This is a genomic window from Candidimonas nitroreducens (assembly GCF_002209565.1).
Taxonomy (GTDB): Bacteria; Pseudomonadota; Gammaproteobacteria; order Burkholderiales; family Burkholderiaceae_B; genus Candidimonas; species Candidimonas nitroreducens.
In genome coordinates this window covers 142278-167400 of sequence record NZ_NJIH01000013.1, presented here as the reverse complement: position 1 = coordinate 167400, position 25123 = coordinate 142278, and the positions used below count along the sequence as shown (strand labels likewise).

Below are 25123 nucleotides of genomic sequence, written 5' to 3'. Positions count from 1 at the left end.
GGTGTAGTCGGGCGGTGCAGCGGGTGCGGCAGCGTCAGGCACCAGCCCCGTGAAAGGTACGGGTTCGGCCGGCCGGTAGAGATCCGCCATCGTCGCAGGCGTCGTCTGCATTGGGTTGACCTGCTGACCAGCAAGATCAACCATAGACGCCGGGTCATACTGCGGGCCGACGAACCGACCAGGGGCTTGTGGCCCCATCTCGTTGGCTGCCATCGCCGCGCGCTGGTCTACCGGGCCGGCAATCTGGGCACGACGCTGTGCAGTGGGTACATTCAGCCCAGGCACGGGCATCACCGCGCCGCCAGGTGCCGCAGGCTGCATGCCACGGGCAGCCGTGGGCGTGTCCAGATCCTTCGGCCAGCGCACCGTGTCCCCGTTGGGCGCCACAGACACGTTCATGTCTGAGCCAAGGTCGGGCGTTGCCTTCGGCGTGGAGTCAGTCAGATCAATCTCGCCTGTCTCTGTGCGGGGCGGCCTCGTGCGCATGCTCGCGTGCAACGCCATGGGCGCGGTGGTCAGTGCGCCCTGCGCCGCGGCGGCACCAACTCCTTGCCATAGGTCTTGGCCGGGGTTTACTTGCTGAAGCTCCTGGTTGCGGGCGTAGGTTCCATAGCCCTGGCTCGCGCCCTGCCCCACCGATTCCGTGGCGGTCGTGCGAGCTATCGTGCCAAGACGCCCCAAGCCGAACCGCTCCGGTAGCGTCGCTCCACCCAGCATCGACCGCTCAATCGTGGCCCCGCCAGGGACGAACGACAGGGCCGCAGCTGCGGCCGTAGTCTTAGCGTCCGCCCGCCCAGCCATTTCTGACGCCTGGTCTACCGAAGCGCCGTGTGCCCGCGCCTGGTCATAGGTATCCTGGCCGACTGCAGCACCCTGCATCTTGGCAAAGCCACCGACACCGGCTGCTGTACCCGCCACGCGCGCGGCGCCATCCCCAAGCCCAAGCAGCTTCGCGCCACCCTGAACCAGCTTACCGGCGCCACCCGCAGCGAGGAACTGAACCCCAAGCGGGATGGCGTCCTGCAGCGCCAGCTGGGGATTGTCCCAGTAGTTCTGCACGAGCGCCTTAGCCTCGGCTCCTAGCTGACCAGCACGGCTGGCCCCGCTATTCCTGGCGCGTTGTGCTGCGATCTGGATGTTGCGGTCTGCGCTAGCCTGCCGGTTTTGCAGTCCCTGGGATTCCATGGAGCCCAGGTCGTTGGATAGGCCACCAAAGAAATTGGTAACGGGATTATCGTAGGCATGCACGCCAGGGATGACAGCTCCACCGACCTCACCGGCGAGTTTGCCCAGGCCCAGCACAGCCTGGCCGCCGGCGATGGCCGTGTCGCCAAGAGCCTGGCCCCAGGTGCGGTTGTAGCCCTTGAACTGGTCGGCTATCGCCGCATAGTGCGGTGAGTCGGGGGTAATGCCATTGGACGCGGCAACGGCCTGCGTGATCTCATCGTCGGTGAGATTCGGCAGGCCGCCCAGCGCTTGGCGCAGCTCGACAAGGTTCATGTCACATTCCCATGTTCAGGCCATACTGGCTGGACGCATCCGGCGGCGCATTCGCGGGGATGACATAACCACTGCTCGGCGTACTGCCCAATGCACCCGCTGCCGGAGCGGCGCTTGGTGTAGCCATTGGTGCGGGAGTGCCCTTACCTTTGTTCAACTCGATCAACGCCTTAAGCGCGTCTGGCGTCACATTCAGCGACGGGGTGCCCGGCGCAGCGCCTTTGTTCTTCGCCACTATCTGCGCAGCGATCATCGCGGTAAGCGGATCTTTGTTATAGGCTCCGATGGGAGACATGCCAGGCACTGTTACGGGCGGTGCATACCCCACCCCATACGTGCCATCGCCATTGGGTATTCCATACACTGTCGACAACACCGTGTTTCCGTTCTTGTCCACGCCACTGATGGTGCGTGGCTGCGCGCCCTGTGGGTGGGTTTTCGTCCAGTCGAATTGCTGTTGCTGCAAATCAAACTGCTTGCCGCGCAGGGTCAGCCCCTGCTGTGCCACACCGACGTTGGCCATAGCCGCCGAGTGCGCCAGATCCTGGCCCCGCTGCGTAGTGGCTATCTGTGCATCAGCGATAGCTTTCCGTTGGGCCAACTGGTGCAGCGCCACCGCGTTGGCCGACGAACTCATGGCGGCGTTCTCGGCCATGTCGAAAAACGCGCCCATATCCTTGACCGGTTGGTCAAAGGTCTTGCCGGCCGCCGTGGTGGTGCGAAGCACCATGGCCCCGTTGCCATTACCCACCAGCGCAATCTTGCTGCCCGTGGGCGCGAGCGATGCGTTGTACGCCTGGATCACCGCTTGCGGATCCCCTGTTGCCCGCGCCTGGGCCACCGTGTCATAGAGCGCCGAGCGCCCCGTAGCCAGCGCGTCCGAATACGCCCTGCCATAGGCATCAGCCAGTTGAGGGTTACCGTATCGGTTGGCGATCTCCATGCGGCGCTGCATCTGCATGACCGGGGTGTTCTGGATCGCCGCCGCAGAGTTCGCCTGATCCTTGTCAGTAAACGTCTGGCCCGCCACCGAGAACGCGGGCGTCATCTGCGCGCTACCCCCATACGCCTGCTGCGCTGCCTGTGCGGTTTTCTTGTCCACATAGGTCTGGCTGCTACCGTCGGGCGTGGTCACCACGTAAGTCTGCACAGGCTTCACGGGCTGGCTGGTGGCCTGCAGTTCGTCCTGCATCGCCTGGTCTTTCTTGAGCTTGGCGACTTGCAGGTCATGCAGCTCCTGCTCGGCTCGCATCTTCTTACCAGTGATGAAGCCGTTGACCAACCCCGCGGCGAACGATCCCATTGCACTTGCCATAGTGTTCTCCTATTAGATCGCAGACGCCAGCTTCGCCGCGTTCGGCGATGCTAGGAAGTAGCCCGCACCACTACCCAGGGCGCTCATAAGCGGGTCGGTCTGCATGGACGCCTGTACCTGCGCCTGGTAGAGATTGGTGTACTCGTTCGCGGCATTACCTGCGGCAGTAACCCCCAGGCTGCCATAAGCCGCTGGCGTCCCCATGGTGCCGGCGGCTGCACCCGATGCACTGGTCTGCGCACCAGACGCTGCGGTGTTAGACCCTGTAGCCAGACCGTAGGACGCATTACCTGCACCCACTAAGCCGCGGCCAAGGTTTGCCACCCCCGCGCGTTCATTCCATGATTGCTGCTGGGCCTGCTCGCGCGCCGTGTTGCCGGCCGCGCCCACTGCCGCAGCGTTCGTGATGGCCTGCCCACGCATCGCCGATGTGTAAGCCCCCGAGTTCGGGTTTACGCCCATGCCAGCGAGCGTGCGCGCCAGGGCGGCTTGCGATGTCGCATTGGCGTTAGCCTGAGTCGCCATCGCGTCGCGGGCGAACTGCTCATAGTAGGTGGGGGTAGAGTCTTGCATAGCCTGGTCAGCCAAGCTTTCTTCGACCGGACGGAATACCTGCTTCTGGTAGTCGAACAAGTCTTTGCCCTGGGCGGCTTCTTCCTCAGCCAGACCCAGCTCGCGCTGGGATACCTGGTTGGAGATGTCATCAACCTTATCCTGGCGGCTCATGTAGTAATCCATCAGCGACTGCTGCTGATCCAGCTCGCGGTTGGATATCGCACTATTGGCCGCGATAGCATCTTTCGTCGCAGCAGAGGTGTCAGGTATGTCAGGTGCGCACATGGTCACCTCCTAAGATCTTTGTGTACTGTGTGCCCACGGGCTCGTAACCCATGCGCTCGATCATCGGGCCAACCTCGTTGACCAGCTTCACGGATACGTTCAACTCCCGCACACCCAGCTGCTCCAAAGCATGCTCCGCGTAGCGGATCATCGAGATACCCAGCCTGCCCCGCCGGTGCTCCTTGGCCAGAAACAGCGTGTCCTCGGTTGCCATTAAGGTTTGGGTGTGCATTGATCGGGAGATATACAGCCCATAGTTGCCGACCAAGGCGCCATCGATGTGGCGCGCGACGATAAGTAGATACCGCCCCTGCCACTCCAGATCCAACGCGCGGTTGTAATCTGGATTGAACTCAAGCCCCTGGCGGTGGCGCTCTGTCTCGCGCCAGTGCTGCAGGTGCAGCGCTTTCAACCCGTCCAGGTCGTCTGCCAGCCGGGAACATTCGACCAGGTAAGACCCCACGCGCTGGGGGGCAACGCCCTCAATGGAGATAGGGCCGTTGTAGCAGCGTGTAAGAACGTCCGCCGTCAACCTGGCCGCTACCTCGGGTGTCAGTGTTTGCCCCAAGTAGCCGCCCACTACATCGCAGAGAATGGGTCGGATTGGTAAGTCCATGTATTCATTCTGCTAAGTTGCTACTATTTTACCATCTTGATGGTACTAACGACGAACCTCGACGAACTCCCAGCCGTCATCCAGGTAGAACGGGTACTGGCCCTGCGGCCAGGGCTCGGCAGGCGGTGCGTCCTCGGTGTACTCACACCCGTCTGGGCAATCGTCGGGGTGATCCACCCAGCCTGCGTACTGCAAGAATCCGTTGTAGAGATAGACCATCACGACCCCCCATCAATCGGCTTAGGGTATTTCTGTTTGACCGCTTGGCACGCATCAATCCACTGCTCCACCTCGGGCGGCAGCGGGGTACCGGCGTCACGCATGGCCTGCGCGAGCTTGTAGATGGCATCAAGCTGGTCGCGCACGGGAGGATATGCACGGGCGCGAAGCTCCCTGTATGTGGGGGGCACATACCCCGTGTTATGCCGGATTTTCAATGGTGAACTCTTTATCGAGATAAGGGTGCGCCACGACCCTGACGCGGTACGAACCGGGAGCGTCAAACTCTAGGTCGGCGTGATCATCAGCGCAGTCGTAAGTTGTGCCATCGATGATGATCGCGCACGGCACGGGCAGTTTCGTGAGTGTCTTGCCAGTGAGCTTAGTGGCTTGCGTCGGCCGCAAAGCGGGGACTCCGGTTAGCACGTAATGCGTGTCCGGGTGTGCATCACTCTCGATAAGCTCGCCGCGCTCTACCATAGCAGCGCCAGGGATTTCATCCAGGCTGACACGGTAGAGTATGCGGCCCTGCGCGTCTGTGTGTATGTAGAATTTTTCCATCAACGCTGCCTCATGAAAGCCCACATTTTTAAGCTCGTGCCGATGGAGGAATAGTACGTACCTGTGTTGTAGGTTTGTATGGTGATCGTGATGGAGCCGCCCACACCTGGGCATATGCATGCACAGGACGCATTAAAAGGGACATATATGTAGTTATAGGAATCCCCACTTTCACCACCTGACGTAAACGTGGTGGTTGAACTCTGTATCGTCCACCGCGCCCACTCGCCACCATTTAGGAGGATACGCAAAGACTTGGTAGCATCCGGAGCACCGGAGTTTGTCTGTGAGCCTATGCCTACCTGGACGAGGATGAATAAGTCACCACCGGGAAATGTTAGAGATGACTGTGCAGCAGTATTCCACGCATCATCCCAAGGCACACCAGGCGCGCCAAAATCCCAAGTCGCTGCTGTAGTGATTGCATTGCCCGCGATATTCGCCGTGTTGATGACATTGGCCTGGCTTATTGTCAGCGTACCGTTGACGACCGAAAACCCTGGCGCATAAATCTGGCCATCGTAAGTGACCTGAAGGTACCTGCCGCTATTGGCATTGCCAATCAACAGGCCACTAGGCCCGAGGTAAGTCCCCCAGCTGCCAGCTGCTGGCCATGCATAACCGGTATACGCGCCTGTTACGAACTGCCCAGCACGCAGGTTTCCTGTAAACGTTCCGGTGGCGCTGCTAATGTCACCCGCAAATGAGCCCGCGGTCGCATACACAGTGCCCTTAATGACGGCCTGCATGAATGTGGCCGTACCGTTGTTGGCGAGCTGCCAGCCAACTGTAGACCCATCATAGTTACTAGAGTGGATGCCGTCCGCATCGATAGTGTTGCTGCCTATCTGGCCAGCCGTGGCGTACACAGTGCCACGCACAATGACATTGTTAAACTCCGCAGTGCCAGCACCGCTGATGTGGAACCCAGACACACCGGACAAATAGCCAGTAGACTCAATATACTCACCCACCGCGATCTGGCCTGCGGTGATTTTCGCCGCCGACACATTGGCAATGTTCGCGTCGTCCACAGCCAGCAGCCCGATCTTGGCATGGTCAATAACGCCATTAATCAGAAAGGCATTGGTCACATACACGCCAGGGGCAGCAGCGACGCCATTGACCGTTGTGGGTGTGGTCTGAATAAAAAACGGCGAGGCTGGGGCTACACCGTCCGATGCAGGCCCCGTGACCAGGAACCTGTCGGACAGGACGGCGAACTCTGTGGAGCTACCGTCATCCTCTGCAGGCGTGCTGGCAAGGCCATAGCCAGACACATAGCCATCCACGCTCGTTTTTATTGCGAGTTGATCCAGCAAACCCGACGTGTCAATGCCGCTGGTCACCGCATCCGTTACTGCCTGCACGTTCGGAGCGGTGCTGCCCTGGACACCCTCGACAGCGTTGAACGGACTTGTGCCTGCATCCGACACTGCCCGAACCCAGTAGTAGAACGTGGCGTTCTCGCCCACCGGGTCGGGATAGATCGTGCCATAGACCTGCGCGATTAGAACCGCATCCCCCAGTGCCGAGGTCGAAGACCGCCACACCTCGAAGTATGCGAGCCGAGTGTACCCACGAGCGAAGTTCCAGGACACGATGTTCGTGGACACCGCACCCGCCACGACGAGCCCGGTGGGGGTCGGTGGCACAGCCGGCTCGGGATTAGCTCCAGGGCCAGACACGGCAGCAGGCGTGGACTCCCGGTATATAGCCTGCGTCACCGCGGGCGTCATGACCCCAGCGTTCAGCAAATCACGCAGCGTGACACTGCGATCCATGCCGTCACCACGGGCGCCCTGGTGTACCTCGATCCACTCCTTCATTGCCTTGAGTATCGTGGCTGTATCCGCCGAGCCGATGTCGGGGATAGAGGGTGTGCGCGAGGCTTTGCCGTATTTCTGCGAGGCCATCACAAGTCCACTATCGAGTCACTCACCGCAGCGCGCAGCACCCGGCTGGTGCCACTCAGCTCAATCTCCCAGCTTCGAGCCAGCCTGTCGGGGAGAATAAACGGTTCATCGGACTGAACCGTCTCGGTATGCATCAGCGTGCCGTCGGCAAAGAGCTTGAACGTCACTGGGTAGTCACCCGTGACCCGACCAGCGGCAACGCCATACAGCGGGGTAACCACCTGCTGCGAGTGCCATGTATACGCGAGCGGGTCGCCGCCGCGGAACTCATGGATGTGGTCGCCTACACAGACGTACAGCTTGTCCGATACCGTGTCCCGATACATCGCCGTGAACGAAGTGTCGGGCATATCCGTCCATTCCTGCGTCGTTGGGCTGAACCGGAACGCACGGCGCCCCGAGCCGGGGTCATATGTGCCGATGTACCAGCCCTGGTGCCAGCACCCGATGATGGTTTCCGGATGCAGCGCTTCCCACTGCTTGGTAGTGAACAGGCCCTGCGTCAACACCTGCTCTCCGGCCGGGCCGATAGAGCACAGCCCTTCGGGGGAAGCCCACACGACATCGCCGCCCGACGCCACGGCATCGCCACCGGCTGTCGCCACGATGCTGGCCTTGGACACACAGGGCTGGAAGAACTTCGCCGGCGACACTGAAATATTTGCCGGATCCGTGCCTGTCATCAAGAACGGTTGACCCGTCGTCAGCACCACCAGAGTGGTTGCGAACCAGCCTAGGCCCACCACGGGGAAGTTCACCGTCTGGCGATAGCCCCCCGGCCACGCCTGGGGATAGAACGGCACGCAGAACAACACGTCGTAGCCGTCGGCCGCCGCCATCATGCCGTTCGGGCCAGCCGTGAGCGCGAACATGGTGTCGGGTGGCGTGTCCCAGTTGATGCTCGGGCACACTTCGTCGCCCAAGTCCGCGGCATCGATTGTGTCTGTATACGAGGTCTGGGCGATGGGGATTTCGTCGACGAAAATATACACACCCGCCTGGGCACGATAGATGCACTTAGTGCCCAGCACCGCACCGTTCGTCGCTGCAGTCTCTAGGTCGTCAAGCTGGACGCCCTGCCCGATGACGATATCCAGCGTGGCAGGCAGCGAGGGCGGCCCCTCGCGTCTGTCCTCGTTCTTGAATGTGTAGATGTACTCGCGCGTCTCGCTACCGGCGCCGACGGGGGGATCACCCACTGCAGAAAGCGTCGGTGCCATCGTCGGGGCAGGAACAGCGAGCGGACGCGACGCCGATGGCAGATCACTGCCCGCGGTGCCTATGTCGTTACGGGTGTACTTGGGTACGCCGTCGCCTGTCCATGCGGTGAACTCGGCCGTATCGTTGGCGATGGGGCCTTTAACGACATCCACAGCAATAGTCCAGCAGAACCAGTACTGCGTCGCGCTCGCCAGGGCCTGGCCGAATCGATAGATAGTCTGTACACCTGTCTTGGCCAGCGCCAGAATGTCAGCCGTGCCCTCAATCGGGCTGATACCGCCGTGCTCCGTGTTCACGTTGTCAGCCACCTGGGCATTGCCGTCGGGCAGCATGCGCTGATCCACGCGAGGCCGGATGCCGGAGAACTTGTCCCAGACCAGATTCATGATGCTGCCTTTGCTTGGCCGCCTAGCGCAGCTTGAAACAACTGCAAGTGCGCCGACGCCTGTGCGGCGTAGGTCTGGTCGTTGGCATTCTTGTTGAACGCGCGGAACACAACATAATCCACAGCAGCGATATCGTACCCATCGGGCAGGCCAAACAACTCGTTCGGGTCGTCCAGGGCAGTCTTGCCGCTGTTGAGCACGGCCACTGGTGCAGGAATGACGGACGCCTGAGCATAGACCTTTGTGCCAGCCACTACCGGCGGGTTCACATCGAACACAAACTCGTTGCCGGCATCCATCGCATACTCAGCTACCGCACGAGCTGTGGGCGTCACACTGCGCCAGGAGGGGAATGCGCTGTCGAGTATCGGCCGAGACACTAGCCGAATGGTGGCGCCCGTGGGCTTGTCCACCCCACTCGTTGTGTTCACATTACATAGCAGCTCCATCAGCCGAACCCACCGGGTGTCGGGATCAATGACACGCAGATCCTGGCGCGCGCCTTCGGCAAGAGTTAGAACCATGTACTGCGACGCCGACGGCGGCACGAGCTGCGCGATCTGTGTCTGGGCGTCGTTGATCCAGTCGGACATCTCTTTCATCGTCCAGCGTACAGCCGAGTAGTCCTTAGTGATGAACTGCACGCGGTCAATAATAGATTGGGTCGTCTTGTTCATCGTGCCCCCTGTACTTGTAAGACGCCTTTAACGTACAGCTGCAGGCCATTTATTTTGTCGGCGCGCCTGGCGTCGTCGGTAGCCAGCTGCTGATAGCTTGCTGCGCATGCTGCGAAACCTGAGATCCAGTCGGTTCCGGTGCCATCAATGCTGCCGCCGGCGGCGGAATGCGAGGCGGCGGCACGGGCACGCTTGGCAGCGGACAAACGCTGCTGCAGCCGCTGAGCAGTATCAGATAAGGTAGAAACTTGAGTAGCCGTGGAATCGACCAGTGCTTGATAATCATGATCGGCTTTCTCCGTAATATAGGCATACTGGGCGTCAGCCTGGCGCGCGGTGGCCTGGGCCATTGAGTTTGCAGTGGCCAACCCCGCAGTGAGTTTGGCGGCATCGCGCTGCGCGCTTAAGCTGCGGACGTGATAGCCAGCGAAGAAGCACCCCGCCGCAATGACAAGCGTGGCCGCAATATCTATGAGCCATGCGTATGGTTTCAGCCCATCGAACATAGCCATTCCTCTGTATCCCGGCGGTTAACCAAACCCTGGTATTTCCTGCCGCCGGCCAGTACCCACTTTCTATATTCAGTGCAAGCGCCGCGCTTGTCGCCGGCGTTAATCTTGCGCAGCAGTGTCGACGACATGAGGTGCCCCTCGCCCTCATTAAATGTGTAGTCGATCAAGGCACCTTCTTCTACATTGCTTAGCCGCACCTTGACGTGTCTATGCACAGCAGCCGTAGCCTTGGCAATGTCCTTGTCCTCGAACGCCTGGCACTCGGCCTCGGTATAGACCTTGTGAGGGATCACGTCGGGGCCAGTGTGACCACGGCACGCAGTCCATGTTCCATTGACATCTTGGTACGCGGGGTAGCTTGTGCCCTCGAAGTAGCCAACCAGTGCACCGGCTATAGCTACTGCGCTGGCACCGCCTGCGATTAGCTGCAACAGCCTAGTCTTTATTACCGGCGGAATCATTTACGTAACTTCCTAGCAGCGTTCCACAGCCAGCCAACAACCAGCAAGAGTGTGTAGAGCGCGGTGAGGATATACATCCAGTTTTGCCAGGTGATGCCGAGCAGCGTTGTCGAAGTGACCACCGCAGGCGGTGCCGCGGCGGCGGGCGCAAACTTGGAATCGACGGCAACATCAACCGCTGCCCTTGCGTACTCAACAACGGTCTTGATGATTTCCGGCACACTCGTCATGCAGAACCCCCATTGGCAGGCCAGCCTGTGGTAATGTCGTAGGCCACGAGCTGCTGATACGCAGTCTGAGAAACAGAATCTTTGATGGCATTGACTGCGGTGTAATGGGCCTTACCCGCGTCGAAACACGCTTGAACGTGCATACCTATCGCATCAGCAATGGTGACAAGATCATCCATGCTGATCGTTGCGTATGAGTTGTCGGGCTGTAGAAAGCTAACTTCGGTGAGCCCCAGACGTTGACCGTTGAAGACAGCATTGCTGATTCTGTTTTGGTCGTCGATGGTGGTTCTGACCGACATACCATTAGGCAAAGTGACGCCGCCCGTCTCGACCTGAAATTTCTTGGCAGAAATCGCGGCAAGCACCGCTTGCTTCGTGTCGTCGTCAGACCATGGCGTCGTACCCCACTGTTGATACCACTTACCGTCAGTCATCTGCGGGTCTACCTCAGCAACCTCCGCATATTCCACAGCGGGCATAGCAGTAGGCTCTACCCAAACGATGCCATCGGGCAACGCAGCAGTGCTTAGGTCTTTGGGCCAAGAGATATTCGGGTAGCTCTTGCGAAGATCTACGGGGTATTCAGTGATTTTGTCGTTTTCTACACGAGCAAACATAATCAATATGCCCCCGTTCTTTCGTTTACCCACGCTTCTGCCGCAGCTAGTTTGTCACTCGACAAAATGCCGCCATAGACAATGAAGCTATAAATGAAATTCTTCGTGTTAAATCCCGATGTATAAGGCTTACCAAGAAAAATTTGTGTACTTACAGGTGTGCTGCTAATAGTCGCGCTGGCATAAGTCGACAGACTTGCGTTAGTCCCGTTGGATCTCGCAGTCACGCTAGACAATGAGGACTTGGTGGCCCGAAGCGTCATGACGCTCTTTGTCGTTATCGAATACGACCCACCCTTAAAGTTACCTACATTAGATCCGCCGTTATCCCAATAGCCCCACCCCATGCCGGAACCAGGTACAAATTCCAGCTCCCACCCTTGCTCGTTGGACGAACTTGTCATCGCCGTGAAGATATAAAATGGGTACGAAAGATATCCTGTAAGACTGCCAATTACTACGCTTATGCTTGCTGTAGCGCTAAAAAACGCAGGAGAATAAAGCCCGTTCACAGAACTAGATGGATAATTCAACCGATAGCACCCATCACTATCCTGGGACAATTTGATGCCAGAAGCCGCAGACAGAATGACAGGCCCGCTGGGGTACGTGCCACTATATTTCGGGTAGACCTTGGAAACTGTCTGGCCAACGGCTGTAATAGAACTGCCATCAGATTGTTTTAACGTGCTGAAATCAGTCAGGTCATAAACCGCGCCCGTCGTGACACCATCACCGAATAAAATATCGCCAATGGTCGGGGCCGATGGTTGTCGTGCGGCAAGCAGTAGAATGTCGCTACTCATGCTATCGCCTGCCCCAGCACAAATATCATGTTCGTACTGGTGGTGGAGTCGCGCTTTACACCAAGCAAGTCCACACCGCTACTTGTTAACTCAGGTGCAGTGCCGCTGTCGTCGAACTGAGTCCCGGACGGCCAAGCTACTGTATGCGCCCCGCCATCCTCTATGCGCAAATAAACGACCTGCGACTCCCCCGATGCAGGCGCATTGGAGAACGCAAAGGTTGTGTCTCCAGTAACCGTCATTGTGAATTCGGTCGCGCTGGATAGGTCTATGGTTTGACTACCAGACACATTACCCAGCGCGGAGACGTTAAACCGCATCGCCTGGGCAAGGCCGTTATCGGCGTCTACCTTGTCACGGAACGCCTCCATATCCTGCGCTGTCACGCGCAGCCCTACTGTCGTGCCCGCCGTGGATTCTGTCGGAGCTGAGAATGCCTTTGCCGTCGTACCTTCCTGGCCGCGCGAAATACCGGCAAGCGTTGTGCTACCCGACGAGTGAGTCGTCACGTAGGCAATCTCAAACCCATCGTCATCTTGTAGAACTATCTTGAACATGTCCCCCGTCGATATGGTGGGGAATACGCTGCCACTGTCGGTTAGCGTCAACGACGTAGCCGTCGACGTGATGTCGGCAGCAAGCGTGGTGCGCGCGGCGTCGGAAAATAGCTGTGTCATCAGTAGTCCTTCACCGAAAACACCAGCTCGCTTTCATCGAGCCGGCCACCTACAGTGGTCGCCTGTATAGTCAACTTGTATTTATTGCCGTTCGTGCCGCCCGACATCCAAAACTTGCAGCGCAGAGTCGTGCGCTCCACCGAACTGCACACCAAGGAGGTGTCTGTCGCGTCAGTAGTACACACAACATCGGCGGTAACATCGTCAAGCGTGTCATCCATGGGTAACAACCACGGCGAATAGTCAACGTCGTAGTCCTTGATCTCGGACGGCTGCTTAATGTAGGTGGCCAGTATCATTGTTCGATCACCTCAACCTCCAGCGGGATCGCCGGTACGGCGACCTCGCGCACTTCTGCGGGCCGCTCTACAACACGCGACTCATCAGGCCGGGAGGCCGTACGCGCCTCAAGCAGGCGCTGCGCTATGTCAAACGCGGTGGGCATAGACACCAGCACAGGACGCCCAACCATCCACTGCTGCACGTCGTTACCCGCAGCATGCCAATCGAAGCCAGCAAATGCCTGCGCAAGAAACACCGCAGCGGCGGCGCTCTCAAGCCCAGCCGTCGAAGACACGAACATCAACGACTCGTTGATAAAGTCGGTTGCACCACGGCCAGTGACAATCAGCCGGGTGTCGATGAAAGTGAGGGCCGAGGACAAAATCTCTGCATTCCCAGCGCCCTCAATGCCTACGGATGTGTTGGCGCGTGCCTGACCTACCAAATTTGTGGAGGTAGCCCCCGACGTGTCCGTCAGCGTGTTGGCCGTGGCCTGGCCCAACATATGCGTAGCCCCCTGGCCGCCAACAGATAGCGTGGTGTTAGTCAGCATCTGGGCGCTAACCTGCAGCGCCGCCTCACCATCAGCCTCGTAGGTAGAGCCTGCATAAGCACTTCCTATCAAGTCAGTGCTTGCGGCGCCCGCAACGGTAGCAACAAGGTCTGCAGTGGCGGACGTGAACACCGCCACAGCCGCAGAGCAGAAGATGTCAAACCCAGCATCGGTAAGAGAATCGAACGTGGCATCAGAAACACAGTCCACATCGAATACAGCCAGCAGTACGTAACCGCCTTCCAGCTCAGTACTCGCGGTACCCGCAGCACCTAATTCGGTGCTGTACTGGGCCTGCCCGGCAAGCGCGGTAGAGGCCATGCCATCAGCGTCGAGCGCTGCCTGGGCATATGCACCACCCACCAGGGTCATGGACGCATCACCCTCCACGCCGAACGCAACATTGACATAGGCCGACGAGTCGAACGCACTGGTGTTCTCACCGGCAAACGAGAACGCCGCTTCCAGCACAGTCGCTGTGCCTTCCTCGCGTGCCAGCTCGAAGACCGCTATCTCTCCGAGGGCCAGCTCAATGCGAGGCCAGACCATATCAATCCTCGGTTATCGTCGATGTCGTGCGCAGGCGCGGGACGACGCCCACGTTGTACGCGACCGAGGGTGTGAGCGACCCGCTGTACAAAATCTTGCCGGCGCCGCTGGATGCAGTCCCCACAGATACATACGTCGCCGTACCTGGCGTCCCAGCTGTCATCTCTCCGAATTCGACAGCAGCGGCCGGGCTCACAGAGTTATCTGTGACAGTCCAGCCGGCAGACGTTCGAGCAACTGCCACACGGGCGTAGCCGGTGTAGGACACCTCACTGGTGTTCTGCGAGCCAGCCTCACCGGGGTCAGCCGTATGGAGCGCCAGGTAAAGATTAGTGAACGGGCTGGAGGCCGCGTTATCCGCGAGATTTGCAATCGCTGTGCCGTTGAATATCAGCTTCAGCAAATCGTTCTCGAAGGTGTTGGACTTGGACATGTGTGCTCCCTACAATTAGCTGCCGCTGCGGCGGTGCAGCTTGTCGCCGCGCCGATGGATAAGGGCGGGCTCGCCCGGATGGCGGCTGTCCTTTGCAGGTCGCACGCTGTACATCGTGGTGGCCGATGTGGTTCCCTGGTGCACAACGCCCGCCACAGTGCCGTGGGGACTTTTCGCGCCGCGGTACTTGAATCCGACTGGCGTGCCCACCGGCAGGGTCTTGGCTTTCGGTTTGCTGGTTGCCATGGCTAAACTCCTTCACCACTCGCGCATCTGCACCTGCACCTCGGCCGAACCGAGTGCGGTGTTCGCGCGACGTTTTGCGTTGTTGATGGCGTCGTAGAAAGGGCCGGCGTAGCCGGTCACGGCGTCGGGGGCATACCAGGGCTGGTTGCTCTGGCGGACAAGGCGGGCTTTCGCGCCGCAGGCGATGTACTCGCCGTACTCATCGAGCACGGAATCCGTGACATCTACGGACGTATTGCCAAGAGCGAGCGTGAGCGCCGCCTTGACGGTGAGCTGTGCGGCGTCAGCGGGCGGGCGGATCAGCTCGATGGTCGACGGCCCCCACTGAACGTAGCCACGAGGGCTACCATTGCCGGGCGTGTTATCGCGCAGGCGCGCCAGCTCAGTAGCAACCGGATAGACCTTCTTGCCGTCAACGCGGACATCCACCAACGCAACTAGCTGCAGTCCGGTGTCCAGGCTCACGTCATACGTGTCCTGGCCTGCAACGATGGCGATGGGGTCAAGACTGTCCTGCCACGCCCCGGAGCGAGTACAAAACTCTTTCGTGGCATCCGAGAGCGCGCGCAGTGCCACCGTCTGGGCGACGGCGGGAAACTCATCAAGCACACGAGTCAGGAGCGTGTCGAGCTTGGCCATGGCCTACTCCACCCCCTCCGGGGCCGCTGGCGCTGCTGGCTCAGCAGGCGGTTCCGGTGCCTGCGGTTGCGCTTCTGCGGCCGGAACCTCGGACGCTTGTGCACGCGGCTTGCGGGGTTTGCGCTCAACGGCAAATCCCTTGTCATCGACCTCGCCGTCCCACGGCGTCAAGTGCATGAGTTTGGCCAGGTGCTCCGTCGCGGTGTAGCAAAAGCCTTCCGCGTCCTTGAAAAATTTAGGCAACGACATGCGCCCTCTCCTGTTGCGGCGCGGGCTCAACGTCGAGCACGCGCAGTTCATCGAGCAAATCTCCAAGGGGGAAGCAATCGAGGGCCGTGTGTCGGCTGCAATTCACAACCGACACGCCGCGGCGCAGCGCATCGGCGGCCACAGCTTTAAAGTCCCCACGCCAGACGCGCACGGTGTCTGCGGTCGGGTTGTCTGTGCGGTCGTGAGCACCGTGCCAATGCGAGCCGTACTCAAGAGAGCAGTCGTAGCCAAGCAGCAGAATTCGGCTAGCGCCGCGCTCCATTGCCAGGTGGATGGCCGTGGCACCACTGTTGCCGCGTGTGGTCGGCAGCAAGTGCAGCCCGAACTCTTTGGCTGCCGGCGCGCTAGTCGTCCACTTCTGGGCACGAACATCTATTCCGTGCCAGTGCTGTTGCCACCAGCCGTGGTCAGCGGCAAACAGCACGTCGGCGAACGGCACAATCCGGTATGTGTCGTTGGTCACCACGGTGGGCAACCCGGCGACACGACCAACATCGAGCGCCGTCAGCGACGGGCCACTGGCGATACAAGCCACCGTGCGGCCAGACCAGACCCTACTCATGCGTTTCCCCAGTCTCTTTGCGAGACAGCCCACGAGGCGACGAATCACTCCGTGGGCTGTGTGGCTTACGCGGCGTAGGCGTACAAGTCGACCAAGCAGGTCGGATCAATCACCTTGTAGCCATAGACCTGCAGGCCGCGTACCGCATCGGCAAAGCGCTTTTCGAGGCGCAGCTTTTCCATCTCGGTCATCTGCGACGCGAAGGTCAGGCCGTTCTTGTGGCCGGCCAGCAGGTGGAATGCCTTGACGTTGTTGGGTGCACCCGAAGTACCCAGATTCACCGTCGCCGAAGGCAGCAGGTTGGACAGGTACAGGGTGAAGCGGTCGATCATGCCGACGCGACCGTTGCGCAGGATGGACTGGCCGTCACCGGTCAGCGACGCATCCTTCAGGTCGGACTTCTTGATGCGCGACAGCGCCCACGCGGGCACGATCAGGAAGCGGCCTTGCTCGGGGATGTTCTGCTCGTCCAGCACCTGGCCAGCGTCGACGATGGCGTCCAGAATGGTGGTGCTCGAAACACTGCGCGGCGCAGCGGACGTGCCCATATTCAGGTTGCTCGCGATGCGGCCCGCCGTGGCGCCCTTGTTGTGCGAGTCCACCTGGGTGTAGGTAGCCGCCAGCACGTCGGTGTCGATGGCGATCTTCATTTGCTCGGAGGCATCGGTCGCCCACTTGTCCATCACCTTCACGTCCTGCTGGTACGCGGACACGTCGTCGATCTGAGCGGCGTAATACTTACCCTTGTCGATTTCCAGGTCGATCACGTCGCCATCGGGCATGTCATAGGAGATGTCCGTGTTCCGCGTGTAGTCGCGGATCGCAGCAGTGGGCACCGTACGGATCTTCACCTTGTCGCCGAACTTTTTGATCTCGCCCTCGTAGTCGGTGTTCGAAATCGCGGCCAGGACGGTGGCGTCGTAAAACTTTTCAATCAGCTTGCCCGACCAAACCTCCGGGATGAAGGTGCGGGTGCCAGAGGGCGAGTCCGAGTAGGACGGTGCGCCGGATGCATTTGCAAGAGACATAGAGTGCTCCTTGGGAGGAAACAAAACGGGCCGGCGATAAGCCAGCCCGTCGTTCTCAGGAGCACTTGCGCGCTATCGGATTCGACCACTGGCCATCGCTGCAGCGATGCGTGCCTCCATGGCCTGGTGCTCGGGACTCTTGCGGTAACTCGGGTCGAGACTGGAACGCTTGTAATGCGCGTCGATTTCCGACCTGCTCACGCTGTTGTCCGGCTCTCGGGGGGTCTGCGCTACGGCAACACCCACAGCCCGAGGGGATGGCGATAGAGGCGGCGTTCCAGGGGTCGGTGCGGAAGCAGGACTGGGCTCAGCAGGTGGTGCTTCAACCCCAGCGGCTTTCTTGAACGCGGTGAACAGGGTTGCCACGCGAGCGTGGTCAAGACTGCCTGCTGCCGTGTCCAAGTAGGCCTGGCGCTGCACCCCACTCAAGGGATCTACTTCCTGCAGCCACGCCAACCACTTGGGATCTCCATTCACCTGCTTGTAGTCAGGAACCGCTTTTGCTAGCTCACCAAAGAACCTGTCCTGGGCCGTCTGGTAGACCTGTGCCTCGGCTTTGCCGATGCGCTCATTGGTCTGCTCCAGCGTGGGCTTCAGTTCCTCCAACCGCTTTGCGACGATGCCATCTGCAATTTCCTGGGCCTTGCGGCCAATGACATCCATCAGCTCCGGCCCATACGTCTCAACATCCTTGTCGGTAACCAAGGGCGCGGGGGTCGGTGCCGGCGCGGGCGGTGCAGCGGGCTGAGCGGCGGCCTGCTCAAGTGCAGTAGCGCGATCTTTGTAGACCTTCAGCTCAGCATGCAACCGTCCTGTCTCTGCGTTGAACACACCTTGCAAGGTCTTGTACTTGTGCTCCCAGTTTTCAGCAGCGGGGACAGGCTCAGGATCTTGGGGGGGTTCCGCAGGCTCGGCGGGAGGGGGCGGCGTAGGTGCCGCAGGTTCTATGGGCTTCACTTCCTCGGGCGGGGACTCGGGCGGTGCGGGAGGAATTTCCTCGGGCTCTCCGCTGGGGCCATTGGCCTGGCTGAGAAGTTCGTTAGCACGCTCGGCTTGCCGACGCACCTGATCTGGAATTGCCATAAAAATGACCTATGTGGTTATCTGCGTGTGGTGAGATCCACAGCCGCTCGGATAGTCACGAGTAGCTCGTCAATGGCCACCATGGCACCTTGCATCTGCCGGCTTCGCGCTGGGTCAGGGTCGAGGCTGGCATTGACGTACCGTTCTCGACTCTCACGCAGCCAGCCTTCGATGATTCCCCACTCTGCGGTCTTGCCGATACGGCCAAGTGCTGTGAGGGTGTCAGGGTTAGGTTTGACTAGCATTTAAAGCTTTATACCATCATGATGGTAACGCAGTCAAGCGACAATTCGATCAGTCAGCGCACCGATGGGCCTACCATTCTGTGGAGGCGCCGGCGGCGAACCGCCATTACCCATCGGCAGCATAGCTGGCTGGCCCGGCCGCCCAGGCATTTCACCCAGGCCCGGCTGACCAGGTTGAGGGAGCTGAGGCGCCATGGGCTGCTGCGGGTGATCCGGCACAATCTTATCGGTATCAAGCTCCAGGCTCTTGGCCTGCTCGCGCAGCAGGTATGCCCGACCATCAGGGCCAATAACCTGCATGTCGACCGGGTTGGCCGTCGCTTGCAGGAACTCGTTGCGCCGCTGTGCAAGCTGCTCGCGGGCCATCACCGAAGCCGAGCCGCGCGCCACGATGCGGATATCCCCCTCAAGCTCAGGGTATTCATTAAATGCGAACTGCATCAACCACGAGTGCAGACTTTCCAGCACGTCGACGATGACACGATCCACACCCCCTAGCACCGATTTCATCAACCGGTTTGCATTACCCACCAGCATGCTCAGGCCCGAGGACGTGCGGCCCGCCCCACCGATCTTGGTGTCGCCCGTCATGTACTTCGGCAGCCCGCTGTACTCATCGGCCAGGTTCGAGAAGAACGTAAACACGTTCACCAAATCCATGGCGTTGCTTTGCGGCTGGAAGAAATAGATGGGCTGCTCGGTGCTGCCCATCGGGCTCGACGTGAACTGGTGAACCTTCCAGGGGTAGAGCTGTGTCACGTTGGCGCCCACCGGCATGCGGTCTGTATTCACGCCTACCTGCGGCCCGGACGATATCGCCATGTTGTTAACCAGCGAGCGCGCTGCGGCATTACACACATCCTGTGTATCACGGATCAGGTCGGGTACACCATTGCCCCAGAACGCGCCGGGGATTTCCTCGTAGCATGCGCGCCGATAAGGCTTCTTACCCAGGGGATCCGGGTTGATCGTGGCCTTGATGATCCAGCGACCAATCATCCAGAGGTTGACGTTGTACGCTTTGTCGGGGTCGTCGACCTGCGGGTCATCCACGCCCCACTCAATCAGATATTTTCCCGGAACCTGGCCAAAGAACTCCAGGGCGTCGGCGGGGCCACCAGTAGACAGTAGCTGCTCGGGTTGGTTGATCTGGTCGGCAGTGTTATACCCGTTGATGCCCAGCCAGTTCTGCAGCCCATCGAACTCCTGGAGCACGCTGCGTATGGCTTCTTCGTCATAGCCGGGCGAGCCAATCATGGCATAAAGCGCGTCGCGCGTGAGGCGGTGATGCTCGAAGCAGTATCCGTTGTCCACATCCGTGGCCCATGAGGCAGGATAGAACTTAAACGGGTCAACCCGATACCAGCGCTTGACAAGCTTGTCCTCGACGACCGGTACCCAGCGCGGCAGCGCATTGGCGCCCCCTGACATCTTCTGCCAGGTCAGCGTAGGCTCGCGGTGAATGACTGGCCCTTTCAGGATAGCCGCCGGGTAGGTCACAAAGTCGTCGATGAACTGATCCAGTGCTTCAATAAAACCGCCCTCAATCAGCTCGTCCTCCAGGATGCGCTCGGTGTCCTCGGCCTTAAGCCGGGCCTGCTCGCGCAGCTTGGCCTTCAATGACTCGCGCGCCGCGTCCAGGCGCTGCGCCACCATGTCGGGCGGCATGTCCACCCCCATAGCACGCAGCATTCCCACCTCCTGGCCAACCTTCATCGCCAGCTGCTGCTCTGAGTCGTCCGGCAGCTGCGGGTTGGGCGTGGGCGATACCGTCCACGGCTTGTCACTACCCTGCCCCAGGAGCGCGTCGCGCAACCAGGACGCCGCGGCGCGGCACTTCACCGACGAGATCATCATGAAGATCTGCGAGCCGCCCACCTGCTTGATCTGCGACAGTTTGTCGGGCTCATACTCGCCGCGGCGCTGGCGCAAGCTCGCCAGTAGTCGAGGCCGAATTTCCTCTTTTGCCCGCTTGGCGTCTTCCCACAGTGGCATGATGTAGCCCGCCAGGCCCGTCAGGACTTCCTGTTTATCGCGCTCACTATCGCGCTGCGCCTGGGCAGCAGCCTGCTCTCGGCGCGTCAACTCGTCGTTCGATACGACCCGCAGCAATCCACGGCTACTGTCCATAGCTAATCCCCCCGGCCGCAGCCGTAGGCAACACATTCAGACAATTTTACCATCTTGATGGTAACTTAAACCCAACCACGCATGTCAACCTGCTGCACCACGCGCACCGCACCCAACCCTTTAGCCAGGTCACCGGCGGCGTCGACCACCAACGCGCCGTACTGCACGGCGTCGTGCGGATGACTGAACCGATTCTTCTCGGGGGTTTCCTCGTACTGGCCATCGCGCTTGCGCTTGTACCGATAGCCATGCTCGAACCCCGCCACGATGGTGGGGCAGCGCGACTTGTTGATGAGGAACATGGCCTCGCCGTCGATCTGCTGAGCCAGCAATTTTTCCACCGCACCAAGGCGTGGTGCGATGTCGTTGGTCGGTGGGCGCACTGCGACATACCCCATTGCCTTGATGATGTCCGCGCAGCTCTGCTCGTTGATCTGGCTTTTTGCCCAGCCAGCTGGATCACCCGCGATGGCCACACGAAACCCTGGGTAGCGGTCAGCCAGCAGTGGCCTCACCTTGAGGTCGATGAAGCGCTCCAGGCCCATGTTCTCGCTCACCAGCTCATCCTGCAGCAGCACGCGCCCGCGCGCATCGCGCTGGTAGAGCGCCGCAGCCGGCGTGCGCCCAAAGTCCATGCCGATGATGACAGGCGTGCCACCCACCACGTTCAACTCATCGCGCGTGTGGAAATCCGGCACGAACGTTTTCTCGTAGACCGGCAGCCCTGCCTTGGAACGCCCATACTTTGCGTGCACATGAACGTTGATCCAGTCCTCATCGGCGCCCTCCATGAGGTCTTGGTAATACGTCGCCGGCAGATTTTCCAGGTTCTCGGCGGCAGGATCCAGGCTGCCAGGCTGCTTGAAGATTTCCCAGCCGGCCGGCTTTTCCTGCTCGAACTTTTCATAGACCCAATGATCCGTCGAGGGCGGATTGGTATCCATGATGAGCCCGTACCACGTCGGCCCACCCTCTTTCTTGCTCGGGTAGCGACCCACGCGCGAGCGCAATGCGGTGATGATCTCCAGCGGTGTCTCGCGGGCCTCGTTGACGAACGCACCGGTCAACTCCAACGACAGCAACCGGCGCACGTCCTCGGGGTCATCCAGGGCACGGAACATGACCTCGGCCACCACGTCGCCAAAGCGCAGCGTGTAGGTCATGTTGCTCTCGTGCCAGCGCCCCGCCACACCGTCGGGGAACCACTCCAACCAGGACTTTAGCGTCGTGTCCTTCAACTGCTGCTTGGTGGAGCGCACGATGGCCCAGCGGGTGCGTCGGATGCCGTCTCGGCCAGGCGACTGCTGGCGCGCACGGCGCGCGATCTCGATGATGTTGCCCGTGGACTTGCCCGAACCAATCGGCCCCAACAACAGGCGCACCGGCGCGTCGCTGGCCATGAACCGCGCAATGGTGGGCGGCGCGGTGTAGTTGGTGACGATGGTTCCCGACATCACCACCCTGTCAGTATTGCCAGGTGAACAGCCGATGGGTGCATGCTAGGATGCCCTCGCAGTACTTCCGCTTGCCCTGGGTAACCCCTGGGGCTTTTTTCTGCACCGCACCTAACCGCGCCACGTCGCAGCCTTGACGGCCCACATTTGCGCACTCTGTGCCTCGGTGATGGCGATGTTGCACATGCGCGCCACCTCGGGGTCATCCGTCTCATGGCGCAACTTGTTGGCCTCGTCGATAAACGCCGCGGCGCGTGACTTGAGCAGGTGCACCGACGCGCTGCCGCCAGGGTTGAAGGTCAGGCCAACGGCACGTTCACCGAATGTGGGTTCACGAGTAACTTGTTGATCCATGGTTATTTCCTCAGAAGGGTGTCGAGGTCGTGCTTCGCGCGAACTATCTCGACGGGGTGCAGGCGCAGCACATCCACGCCATTGCCACAGTCGGACTGGAAGCGGCACGCGATTTCCACAGCCTCCATTGCCGACTTGCCGCAAGCCATGGCCGCCAGGGCATACTTGCGCCCAGTACCAGCAGCGTACTTGGAGTCCTCGATCAGCATCGGGTACGGCGCCGCGCAGTATTCTTCGATGCCAACGCTTGAGAAAACGATCAGCGACGCATCGTTCTTACGAGCGACCTCGGGGAACTTCTCAGGGCCAGCACCGCTAGCCCACCACTCGCGCATTTCCACCCCAACATCCCACGACCCGGTAACCGCCAACAGCGCATTCTTGCAGCGCCAGATTTTCGTCGTGGTGGCTATCGCACCCGCCCCGTCAACCGCGCGCTTATCCGCCGCCAGGGTTTCTCCGTCCCACGCGATCACAGTCATGCTGGCTCCATATCCACGGTGACGGGCGCTCGCGCCGCGGCGTCCATGTTGATGATGAGCTGGAACCCCGAGCCCATGCCGGCCGGGCCATCGTCCTTGGGGTCGACTCGGCCCACGCGGGCCAGGAGTGTTGCCAGCTTGATTTTCAGCTCCGGCTTCAAACCGCCTGCGGCCATGTCCTTGATGAGGTCGGCCAGCACGGCGCCATAGAACGCCCCGGATTTCAACTGCTGCTCGGCGGCCTGCAACCCCATGGCCTTCTCGATCTCCTTGGGGTCGACCTCGCGCAACATGACCGCCAGCTCGCTCTGCGCGTCCTCCGGGGTTACACCAGGGGGCATGCGCCCCATCGCCAACTCAGCCAGCTGGCCAATGCTCAACCGCCGAGCCGGGCGCTCGACAGGCTCCCCGCCATCCTCATCGATGTCATCGTCTTGCGGCTCAGGCAACGCAGGGACTCGGGGAGCCTGGAGCTGCGGCGTGGGCTGGACAGGTGCGGCAACTGGGGACTCATCACCCCACGGCTGGGCCATCACCGCATCCAGCGCTTGGTCAAAGCTATTGGGCGTTCCGGCCACGGCTAACCTCGTCGGCATACCGCTGCAGCTCATCCACAGCGGATAGCGGGAGGGCCATATGCACCACCCCGTCGATTACCTCATGCCCTGCGCACCAATCACGGAACGCTTGTACCGGGTACACCACCTTGCCATCCCGGTATTCGTAGGGCGGCCCGTACTTCAAGAAGCCCGCCTTCGCGTTGCGCACACGCCAAGATCTAATGGTGACAGGGTGCTTGCCAAGCCAAACGGCAATGTCTGTGGTTGTGTAGTACCTACCTCTTGCCGGTGATTCGGAGTCCATCTCGTCTACCCCTTCAAGGTTTTATTGGGACTACAGATTGCCACTTTTGATTACATTCAGACATTTTTAAGGTTGAAAAGACGCCCCAGACTCAACTGGGGCCAACGGGCCGACCATGCGACACCGGCTTACTAGGGATGGGCGAAGCATATACCATCGTGATAGTAACGGCAAGTTGTTTTGTATGTGCTACTTCGCGCTACATGGTTTTTTGGTGGGGCGCATATCTCGGAACCCCGTGAAGGCCACACACCACCCCACCCCCGTGTGGCCACACCCCTGACCCCCCTGCCCGCCTGAGCACTGTCACCCTGACCCCCCTGCCCGCCTGGCTCCACGCCAACACCACCCCACCACGGCCCCGCCGCGCGGCGTCGACAGCGCACGCTCATCCATTGTTACCATCGTGATAGTAACGGAAAATAGAGCCGTGCCGTCGCATGGTGCGACGGTCAGCCGGTTAACCCGGGTTAACGTTCAAAGGAACTCATCATGGCTACCAAGACCGCTACCAAGACCGCTACCAAGCGTACTGTTACCGCCGTTGCACATCGGCCCGGTACAGTTGAAACCAGCGTGCCGCTTCCCGATGCGCTTGAAAAAATCGCGCACGAAATATCCGGCGCGATCATTGAGGCCGAAACCGTTGGTCAGTCGCTTAACGCCACGCTAGGCGAGCTGGCCATCAAGGCCGCGAAGTACGCCACACCAACTAACCTTGGCGCATTCATCGGCGCGTGCAAACAGCTATGCGACGCCAGCACGGCCGTAACCGTAGAATCGACCAAGGTCTATCTGTCGCGGCTGCGCGGCGTCATCAAGGACATGATTGAAAAGGCCTACAAGCCCGCGAAGACAGGCGGCTTAAAGGCCATGTACCGTGACCGGCCAAGCGCCACCACGCGCGCGTCTAGCGGGGCGCGGCACGGCACGGATAGCGCCGATGCGGCCACGCCTGCCGCGCCTAAGCCCGCCACGTTTGAAGACCTTGTGCGCGGGCTATTCGGCACATTCACACCAGAGCTGGGCGCGGCCGTGGATTACGCCATCGAACATAGCGGCATGTTCATGTCCTGGGCATCCTCATCGGCAAAGGCTGCGCAAATAGCCGAGATCGAAAAGCTCGGCGCGCAAGTGCCGGTCATTGGGTCGCCGCAAAAGCCGGCCGAGCCGGCCAAGACGCGGCGCACGCGCAAGGCCGCGTAACCCCGCCACGGCTTAACCCTTTCACCCCGCCACCACGGCGGGGTTTTTTGTGCCTGTTAACTTAGTTCGGTACGCGGTTAACAGGCTGCGCATTGTTAATATGTTTACAGTGCGTGGTGGCGGGGCTATGGGGTGAGATGGTTTAGGGTTAAAACAACTGGGTCGCCATTAACCTGGGTTAACTAA

31 protein-coding genes are annotated in these 25123 nt (G+C 60.3%); 1 reads left to right on the top strand and 30 read right to left on the bottom strand.

Annotated elements, in window-relative coordinates; genetic code table 11:
* The 30 genes from CEY11_RS21490 to CEY11_RS25285 all read right to left on the bottom strand — a co-directional run.
* Positions 1-1500 (bottom strand): hypothetical protein (locus CEY11_RS21490; protein WP_143323006.1); only part of this gene is annotated, 1500 nt, incomplete at its 3' end.
* 1 nt (position 1501) lies between these two features.
* Entirely contained in the window at positions 1502-2815 is a 1314-nt protein-coding gene (locus CEY11_RS21485; RefSeq protein WP_143323004.1) for a hypothetical protein, read from the bottom strand.
* Positions 2816-2827: 12 nt separating this feature from the next.
* A complete protein-coding gene (locus CEY11_RS21480) occupies positions 2828-3655 on the bottom strand; it encodes a hypothetical protein (protein WP_088605470.1) in 828 nt (275 codons plus the stop codon).
* Complete coding sequence (locus CEY11_RS21475; protein WP_088605469.1) at positions 3642-4271, bottom strand: GNAT family N-acetyltransferase; 630 nt, start codon at positions 4269-4271, stop codon at positions 3642-3644. Before CEY11_RS21475 ends, CEY11_RS21480 begins: the two co-directional genes overlap by 14 nt.
* Before the next feature lie 45 nt (positions 4272-4316).
* The gene (locus tag CEY11_RS25465) at positions 4317-4490 is read right to left on the bottom strand and encodes a hypothetical protein (protein ID WP_158215406.1); all 174 of its coding nucleotides are present in this window, start codon (positions 4488-4490) and stop codon (positions 4317-4319) included.
* Positions 4490-4636, bottom strand: a complete 147-nt coding sequence (locus CEY11_RS25295; protein ID WP_198958957.1) for a hypothetical protein — start codon at positions 4634-4636, stop codon at positions 4490-4492. The genes CEY11_RS25465 and CEY11_RS25295 overlap by 1 nt, the downstream gene beginning before the upstream one ends.
* Positions 4637-4691: 55 nt before the next feature.
* A complete protein-coding gene (locus CEY11_RS21470; RefSeq protein ID WP_088605468.1) occupies positions 4692-5051 on the bottom strand; it encodes a hypothetical protein in 360 nt (119 codons plus the stop codon).
* Positions 5051-6967 carry a phage tail tip fiber protein gene (locus tag CEY11_RS21465; RefSeq protein ID WP_088605467.1) on the bottom strand — a complete coding sequence of 639 codons (1917 nt, stop codon included), beginning with the start codon at positions 6965-6967 and terminating at the stop codon, positions 5051-5053. The genes CEY11_RS21470 and CEY11_RS21465 overlap by 1 nt, the downstream gene beginning before the upstream one ends.
* Entirely contained in the window at positions 6967-8574 is a 1608-nt protein-coding gene (locus CEY11_RS21460) for a hypothetical protein (protein ID WP_088605466.1), read from the bottom strand. Before CEY11_RS21460 ends, CEY11_RS21465 begins: the two co-directional genes overlap by 1 nt.
* Positions 8571-9251 (bottom strand): phage adaptor protein, encoded by a 681-nt coding sequence (locus CEY11_RS21455; protein ID WP_088605465.1) that lies wholly within the window; start codon positions 9249-9251, stop codon positions 8571-8573. The genes CEY11_RS21460 and CEY11_RS21455 overlap by 4 nt, the downstream gene beginning before the upstream one ends.
* Positions 9248-9763 (bottom strand): hypothetical protein, encoded by a 516-nt coding sequence (locus CEY11_RS21450; RefSeq protein WP_143323001.1) that lies wholly within the window; start codon positions 9761-9763, stop codon positions 9248-9250. The genes CEY11_RS21455 and CEY11_RS21450 overlap by 4 nt, the downstream gene beginning before the upstream one ends.
* Positions 9742-10224 carry a lysozyme gene (locus tag CEY11_RS21445; protein ID WP_088605463.1) on the bottom strand — a complete coding sequence of 161 codons (483 nt, stop codon included), beginning with the start codon at positions 10222-10224 and terminating at the stop codon, positions 9742-9744. The genes CEY11_RS21450 and CEY11_RS21445 overlap by 22 nt, the downstream gene beginning before the upstream one ends.
* On the bottom strand, positions 10221-10454 hold the full coding sequence (locus tag CEY11_RS21440; protein ID WP_088605462.1) for a hypothetical protein: 234 nt from the start codon (positions 10452-10454) through the stop codon (positions 10221-10223). The genes CEY11_RS21445 and CEY11_RS21440 overlap by 4 nt, the downstream gene beginning before the upstream one ends.
* The gene (locus CEY11_RS21435; RefSeq protein ID WP_088605461.1) at positions 10451-11074 is read right to left on the bottom strand and encodes a DUF4376 domain-containing protein; all 624 of its coding nucleotides are present in this window, start codon (positions 11072-11074) and stop codon (positions 10451-10453) included. Before CEY11_RS21435 ends, CEY11_RS21440 begins: the two co-directional genes overlap by 4 nt.
* Positions 11075-11076: 2 nt before the next feature.
* On the bottom strand, positions 11077-11880 hold the full coding sequence (locus tag CEY11_RS25290) for a hypothetical protein (RefSeq protein ID WP_143322999.1): 804 nt from the start codon (positions 11878-11880) through the stop codon (positions 11077-11079).
* Positions 11877-12557, bottom strand: coding sequence for a hypothetical protein (locus CEY11_RS21430; protein ID WP_088605460.1), 681 nt, complete (start codon positions 12555-12557; stop codon positions 11877-11879). Before CEY11_RS21430 ends, CEY11_RS25290 begins: the two co-directional genes overlap by 4 nt.
* On the bottom strand, positions 12557-12856 hold the full coding sequence (locus CEY11_RS21425; RefSeq protein WP_088605459.1) for a phage fiber-tail adaptor protein: 300 nt from the start codon (positions 12854-12856) through the stop codon (positions 12557-12559). The genes CEY11_RS21430 and CEY11_RS21425 overlap by 1 nt, the downstream gene beginning before the upstream one ends.
* Positions 12853-13941, bottom strand: a complete 1089-nt coding sequence (locus CEY11_RS21420) for a hypothetical protein (RefSeq protein ID WP_088605458.1) — start codon at positions 13939-13941, stop codon at positions 12853-12855. Before CEY11_RS21420 ends, CEY11_RS21425 begins: the two co-directional genes overlap by 4 nt.
* A 1-nt stretch (position 13942) precedes the next feature.
* Positions 13943-14374 carry a phage tail fiber protein gene (locus CEY11_RS21415; RefSeq protein WP_088605457.1) on the bottom strand — a complete coding sequence of 144 codons (432 nt, stop codon included), beginning with the start codon at positions 14372-14374 and terminating at the stop codon, positions 13943-13945.
* Positions 14375-14389: 15 nt separating this feature from the next.
* The gene (locus CEY11_RS21410) at positions 14390-14620 is read right to left on the bottom strand and encodes a hypothetical protein (RefSeq protein ID WP_088605456.1); all 231 of its coding nucleotides are present in this window, start codon (positions 14618-14620) and stop codon (positions 14390-14392) included.
* Between the two features lie 12 nt (positions 14621-14632).
* Entirely contained in the window at positions 14633-15259 is a 627-nt protein-coding gene (locus tag CEY11_RS21405; RefSeq protein WP_088605455.1) for a phage adaptor protein, read from the bottom strand.
* 3 nt (positions 15260-15262) lie between these two features.
* Positions 15263-15508 carry a hypothetical protein gene (locus CEY11_RS21400; RefSeq protein ID WP_088605454.1) on the bottom strand — a complete coding sequence of 82 codons (246 nt, stop codon included), beginning with the start codon at positions 15506-15508 and terminating at the stop codon, positions 15263-15265.
* Positions 15495-16091 (bottom strand): hypothetical protein, encoded by a 597-nt coding sequence (locus tag CEY11_RS21395; RefSeq protein WP_198958956.1) that lies wholly within the window; start codon positions 16089-16091, stop codon positions 15495-15497. The genes CEY11_RS21400 and CEY11_RS21395 overlap by 14 nt, the downstream gene beginning before the upstream one ends.
* Positions 16092-16156: 65 nt before the next feature.
* A complete protein-coding gene (locus CEY11_RS21390) occupies positions 16157-17119 on the bottom strand; it encodes a phage major capsid protein (protein WP_088605453.1) in 963 nt (320 codons plus the stop codon).
* A 72-nt stretch (positions 17120-17191) separates the two neighbouring features.
* A complete protein-coding gene (locus CEY11_RS21385; protein ID WP_143322997.1) occupies positions 17192-18202 on the bottom strand; it encodes a hypothetical protein in 1011 nt (336 codons plus the stop codon).
* Positions 18203-18480: 278 nt separating this feature from the next.
* Entirely contained in the window at positions 18481-20577 is a 2097-nt protein-coding gene (locus CEY11_RS21375; RefSeq protein ID WP_088605450.1) for a proline-rich domain-containing protein, read from the bottom strand.
* Between the two features lie 65 nt (positions 20578-20642).
* Positions 20643-22031, bottom strand: coding sequence for a terminase family protein (locus CEY11_RS21370; RefSeq protein ID WP_088605449.1), 1389 nt, complete (start codon positions 22029-22031; stop codon positions 20643-20645).
* A 111-nt stretch (positions 22032-22142) separates the two neighbouring features.
* Complete coding sequence (locus CEY11_RS21365; protein WP_088605448.1) at positions 22143-22385, bottom strand: Acb2/Tad1 domain-containing protein; 243 nt, start codon at positions 22383-22385, stop codon at positions 22143-22145.
* A gap of 2 nt (positions 22386-22387) precedes the next feature.
* Positions 22388-22867 carry a hypothetical protein gene (locus CEY11_RS21360; RefSeq protein WP_088605447.1) on the bottom strand — a complete coding sequence of 160 codons (480 nt, stop codon included), beginning with the start codon at positions 22865-22867 and terminating at the stop codon, positions 22388-22390.
* Positions 22864-23208 (bottom strand): hypothetical protein, encoded by a 345-nt coding sequence (locus CEY11_RS25285; RefSeq protein WP_143322994.1) that lies wholly within the window; start codon positions 23206-23208, stop codon positions 22864-22866. The genes CEY11_RS21360 and CEY11_RS25285 overlap by 4 nt, the downstream gene beginning before the upstream one ends.
* 1015 nt (positions 23209-24223) lie before the next feature.
* Here CEY11_RS25285 and CEY11_RS21345 point away from each other — a divergent pair.
* Entirely contained in the window at positions 24224-24937 is a 714-nt protein-coding gene (locus CEY11_RS21345; RefSeq protein WP_088605444.1) for a hypothetical protein, read from the top strand.
* Positions 24938-25123: the final 186 nt, after the last annotated feature.

Coding starts and splice junctions, on each gene's coding strand:
- CEY11_RS21485 (WP_143323004.1), bottom strand. CDS start 2,815: ATGGCAAGTGCAATGGGATCGTTCGCCGCGGGGTTGGTCAACGGCTTC.
- CEY11_RS21480 (WP_088605470.1), bottom strand. CDS start 3,655: ATGTGCGCACCTGACATACCTGACACCTCTGCTGCGACGAAAGATGCT.
- CEY11_RS21475 (WP_088605469.1), bottom strand. CDS start 4,271: ATGGACTTACCAATCCGACCCATTCTCTGCGATGTAGTGGGCGGCTAC.
- CEY11_RS25465 (WP_158215406.1), bottom strand. CDS start 4,490: ATGGTCTATCTCTACAACGGATTCTTGCAGTACGCAGGCTGGGTGGAT.
- CEY11_RS21470 (WP_088605468.1), bottom strand. CDS start 5,051: ATGGAAAAATTCTACATACACACAGACGCGCAGGGCCGCATACTCTAC.
- CEY11_RS21465 (WP_088605467.1), bottom strand. CDS start 6,967: ATGGCCTCGCAGAAATACGGCAAAGCCTCGCGCACACCCTCTATCCCC.
- CEY11_RS21460 (WP_088605466.1), bottom strand. CDS start 8,574: ATGAATCTGGTCTGGGACAAGTTCTCCGGCATCCGGCCTCGCGTGGAT.
- CEY11_RS21455 (WP_088605465.1), bottom strand. CDS start 9,251: ATGAACAAGACGACCCAATCTATTATTGACCGCGTGCAGTTCATCACT.
- CEY11_RS21450 (WP_143323001.1), bottom strand. CDS start 9,763: ATGGCTATGTTCGATGGGCTGAAACCATACGCATGGCTCATAGATATT.
- CEY11_RS21445 (WP_088605463.1), bottom strand. CDS start 10,224: ATGATTCCGCCGGTAATAAAGACTAGGCTGTTGCAGCTAATCGCAGGC.
- CEY11_RS21440 (WP_088605462.1), bottom strand. CDS start 10,454: ATGACGAGTGTGCCGGAAATCATCAAGACCGTTGTTGAGTACGCAAGG.
- CEY11_RS21435 (WP_088605461.1), bottom strand. CDS start 11,074: ATGTTTGCTCGTGTAGAAAACGACAAAATCACTGAATACCCCGTAGAT.
- CEY11_RS25290 (WP_143322999.1), bottom strand. CDS start 11,880: ATGAGTAGCGACATTCTACTGCTTGCCGCACGACAACCATCGGCCCCG.
- CEY11_RS21430 (WP_088605460.1), bottom strand. CDS start 12,557: ATGACACAGCTATTTTCCGACGCCGCGCGCACCACGCTTGCTGCCGAC.
- CEY11_RS21425 (WP_088605459.1), bottom strand. CDS start 12,856: ATGATACTGGCCACCTACATTAAGCAGCCGTCCGAGATCAAGGACTAC.
- CEY11_RS21420 (WP_088605458.1), bottom strand. CDS start 13,941: ATGGTCTGGCCTCGCATTGAGCTGGCCCTCGGAGAGATAGCGGTCTTC.
- CEY11_RS21415 (WP_088605457.1), bottom strand. CDS start 14,374: ATGTCCAAGTCCAACACCTTCGAGAACGATTTGCTGAAGCTGATATTC.
- CEY11_RS21410 (WP_088605456.1), bottom strand. CDS start 14,620: ATGGCAACCAGCAAACCGAAAGCCAAGACCCTGCCGGTGGGCACGCCA.
- CEY11_RS21405 (WP_088605455.1), bottom strand. CDS start 15,259: ATGGCCAAGCTCGACACGCTCCTGACTCGTGTGCTTGATGAGTTTCCC.
- CEY11_RS21400 (WP_088605454.1), bottom strand. CDS start 15,508: ATGTCGTTGCCTAAATTTTTCAAGGACGCGGAAGGCTTTTGCTACACC.
- CEY11_RS21395 (WP_198958956.1), bottom strand. CDS start 16,091: ATGAGTAGGGTCTGGTCTGGCCGCACGGTGGCTTGTATCGCCAGTGGC.
- CEY11_RS21390 (WP_088605453.1), bottom strand. CDS start 17,119: ATGTCTCTTGCAAATGCATCCGGCGCACCGTCCTACTCGGACTCGCCC.
- CEY11_RS21385 (WP_143322997.1), bottom strand. CDS start 18,202: ATGGCAATTCCAGATCAGGTGCGTCGGCAAGCCGAGCGTGCTAACGAA.
- CEY11_RS21375 (WP_088605450.1), bottom strand. CDS start 20,577: ATGGACAGTAGCCGTGGATTGCTGCGGGTCGTATCGAACGACGAGTTG.
- CEY11_RS21370 (WP_088605449.1), bottom strand. CDS start 22,031: ATGTCGGGAACCATCGTCACCAACTACACCGCGCCGCCCACCATTGCG.
- CEY11_RS21365 (WP_088605448.1), bottom strand. CDS start 22,385: ATGGATCAACAAGTTACTCGTGAACCCACATTCGGTGAACGTGCCGTT.
- CEY11_RS21360 (WP_088605447.1), bottom strand. CDS start 22,867: ATGACTGTGATCGCGTGGGACGGAGAAACCCTGGCGGCGGATAAGCGC.
- CEY11_RS25285 (WP_143322994.1), bottom strand. CDS start 23,208: ATGCCCCCTGGTGTAACCCCGGAGGACGCGCAGAGCGAGCTGGCGGTC.
- CEY11_RS21345 (WP_088605444.1), top strand. CDS start 24,224: ATGGCTACCAAGACCGCTACCAAGACCGCTACCAAGCGTACTGTTACC.